The sequence below is a fragment of the Natrinema sp. H-ect4 genome (assembly GCF_041894845.1).
Taxonomy (GTDB): domain Archaea; phylum Halobacteriota; class Halobacteria; order Halobacteriales; family Natrialbaceae; genus Natrinema.
In genome coordinates, this window is sequence record NZ_JBHDYC010000042.1 from 1 (window position 1) to 3,538 (window position 3,538).

Sequence of the window (3,538 nt, forward strand, 5' to 3'; positions counted from 1 at the left end):
TATGAGTGGAGGCGGCGAAACGAATTTCCCAGAGGCTCGCGCACTCCAGTACTCACCGTAACGCTGGCGAGCTTATCTTCCGTGTTCGGGATGGGTACGGGAGGTACCTCGCCGCTGTGGCCGCCCTAATGCCGATCAACGGAATCGAACCGTTGCACAACGGAAGACGATGGCACGTCTTCCGAGCCTTGGACTTCCGTCCAAGAAACCGTAATCGGTGGTATGTCTCAAACCGTGTGTATGTGTAGTCCAGTTTACGTCCGGACCCGTTCTCGCGTCACGGATCCAATGCGATGTAATGTATGAATGTGTGGCTTGGCCAGTTAGTGCTCGCGGGCTCAACACCTCGTTGCCTTGGTGCGTACACCCCGAGTCTATCGAACTCGTCTTCTACGAGTGGCCTCAATGGTATCTCTTTTCCAGGTGGGTTTCGAGCTTAGATGCGTTCAGCTCTTACCCCGTGGTGCGTCGCTGCCCAGCACGTGCCCTTTCGGACAGCTGGTACACGAGTGGCACCCATTCGTAGTTCCTCTCGTACTATACGAACGTTCCCGTCAGATACCGTAACACCCCCAATAGATAGCAGCCGACCTGTCTCACGACGGTCTAAACCCAGCTCACGACCTCCTTTAATAGGCGAACAACCTCACCCTTGCCCGCTTCTGCACGGGCAGGATGGAGGGAACCGACATCGAGGTAGCAAGCCACCCGGTCGATATGTGCTCTTGCGGGTGACGACTCTGTTATCCCTAAGGTAGCTTTTCTGTCAGCAATTGGCCGCATCAAGCAGCCTAATTGGTTCGCTAGACCACGCTTTCGCGTCAGCGTCGATCGTTGTGTTCGACACTGTCAGACTTCCGTTTGCTCTTGCGCTCTTCCTCGGGTCTCCGACCCGAGTGAGGAAATCTTGGGGCGCGCCCGATATCTTTTCAGGCGCGTACCGCCCCAGTCAAACTGCCCGGCTACCAGTGTCCTCCGCCAGGAGTGAGAGTCGCAGTCACCATCGGGTAGTATTTCAATGCTGGCTCGGTGAGCCGCTAGCGCGGCTACCTGTGTAACGCCTCCTACCTATGCTGCACAATGGCGACCACGTCTCAGTGACAGCCTGCAGTAAAGCTCTATAGGGTCTTCGCTTCCCCTTGGGGGTCTCCAGACTCCGCACTGGAACGTACAGTTCACCGGGCCCAACGTTGGGACAGTGGCGCTCTCGTTGATCCATTCATGCAAGCCGCTACTAAAGCGGCAAGGTACTACGCTACCTTAAGAGGGTCATAGTTACCCCCGCCGTTAACAGGTCCTTCGTCCCCTTGTACGGGGTGTTCAGATACCTGCACTGGGCAGGATTCAGTGACCGTACGAGTCCTTGCGGATTTGCGGTCACCTATGTTGTTACTAGACAGTCGGAGCGCCCGAGTCACTGCGACCTGCCTCTTCGCGAGGCAGGCATCCCTTATTGCGAACGTACGGGACTAACTTGCCGAATTCCCTAACGTCGGTTGCTCCCGACAGACCTTGGCTTTCGCCGCCATGAGTACCTGTGTCGGATCTCGGTACGGACAGTGTGCTCGCCTTTTCACGGGCTCTAGGTTGGCCTCTCTTACGCTATCCTACCATTCGTCCGCTTCGTACCATTACGGTTTCCACGGATTTCGATAGTTAGACTGGGCGAAAGCCCAGCAGAGGCGGCCCCAAAGCGTTGGCTTTGAGTGCACACTGGCATAGGAATATTAACCTATTTCCCTGTTGTCTGCTTCGACTTACGGGCAGACTTAGGACCGGCTAACCCTCAGCTGATCAGCATTGCTGAGGAACCCTTACTCGTTCGGCCGTCGGGGGTCTAACCCGACTAACGCTGCTACTATGACCAGAATTTTCGTTACTGAACGGTCCACACGATCTCTCGACCGTGCTTCCACCCGAACAGAACGCCAACCTACAAGATTGCGGTATGAACCGCACTGCTAGGTCTCGGTGGTAGACTTGAGCCCCGATCATTTTGGGCGCCTCAAACCTCGGCCGGTAAGCTATTACGCTTTTCTTAGAGGGTAGCTGCTTCTAAGCTCACCTCCCGGCTGTCTAGGGCTTGAGACCACCTTCGATCGCACTTAGTCTACACTTGGGGACCTTAACCCAGCTCTGGGTTGTCTCCCTCACGGTACACAGGCTTACCCCGTGCACCGGACTCCCTGCGTCAAACGACGTTTGTAGGTTCGGAGTTGGACAGGGGGGCGCACTCCTCTCGGAGTGCGATCCCCCAATCCGTCGCTCTACCCCACAAACTATCTCGGCAGAGGTCATGCTTCGACATGTTTCGGTTGGAACCAGCTGTTTCCGGACTCGATGGGCCTTTCACCCCTAGACGTAAGTCACGAGAGGGTATTGTAGGACACCAACTCTAACAGACTTCCACGTGCCTTTCGGCACGCTTCATCTTGCTCACGCCTAGATCGTCCGGTTTCGGGTCGTGCCCGTTTGACTCCCCGCGCTTGAACACGGTGACCCTGGTGCAAAGCACTGCGGTCATATCGGTTTCCCTACGCCTTCCTTGATAATCAAGTTAGACTCGTCAAACAGGCACACTCTCTGGTTCGTTTTTCAAAACGTACGACGGAACTTCGGCTTCCCCTGTCGCTTACTACAGGTTCGCACCTGATTCATTGAACAGCGGACCTTGTAAGCCCCGTCGCTCTATCGCCAACTGATTTCACGCCCTATTGCACCTCCCTTCGTGGGGTGCTTTTCAGCGTTCGTTCACACTACTTGTTCGCTATCGGTCTTGAGGAGTGTTTAGTCTTCGCGGTCGATGCCCGCGATATTCACGAGGGATATCCAACCCCCGATACTCTGGAGCTGACTCGTTCCTTACTCGTCGACGGTACGGGACTGTCACCCTGTCTCGTGCTCTGTTCCAAGAGACTTCGCGTCGAGTGTCGGGAAGTGATCGTCAGTCCGAACACCACATTGCCCGTGAAGGCTTCGGTTTGGACTCTGTCGCGTTTATTCGCCATTACTAACGACATCGCGTTTGCTTTCTTTTCCTGTCGATACTAAGATGTTTCAATTCTCGACGTTCCCCATTGCGCGAAGCAATTGCGGTGGGGATTCCCATTCGGAAATCCTGAGTTCTTTGCCTCCGTGCGGCTCCCTCAGGCTTATCGCAGCTTGGCACGTCCTTCTTCAGCTCTCAAGCCGAGCGATCCACCAGCTGGCACAGTAGCCACGTTCATCGGATCTGAATTGCAACCTGCAGTTGTAATTCAAGAGTGACCCGGGAACGGGTCCAGTGGACGCCTGGACTACACGTACACACGGTCTCATCTGCACGCCGTAGACGCGGCATGCATTAACCCTTCCCACCCGCGTTTACACGGGGTGGTGCATCGGTTGTTGTTCGGATTAAACCGAAATCGTCTGCCCCACTTAAGGGGCACGATTCGGTTGTCCTCCGAGACATGGACCCACAGGGATTCGAACCCTGGGCATCCTCCTTGCAAAGGAGGCACTCTACCACTGAGCTATGGGCCCACGCCCGTCTCAA

The 3,538-nt window shown here is 55.5% G+C and carries 1 tRNA gene and 2 rRNA genes; all 3 read right to left on the reverse strand.

What is annotated here, in order from left to right:
• Nucleotides 1–6: 6 nt before the first annotated feature.
• Nucleotides 7–128 (reverse strand): 5S ribosomal RNA (gene rrf, locus ACEWFR_RS23660).
• A 177-nt stretch (nucleotides 129–305) separates the two neighbouring features.
• A 23S ribosomal RNA gene (locus tag ACEWFR_RS23665) occupies nucleotides 306–3,226 on the reverse strand.
• A gap of 227 nt (nucleotides 3,227–3,453) precedes the next feature.
• Nucleotides 3,454–3,525: transfer RNA gene (locus ACEWFR_RS23670), tRNA-Ala, on the reverse strand.
• Nucleotides 3,526–3,538 lie beyond the last annotated feature (13 nt).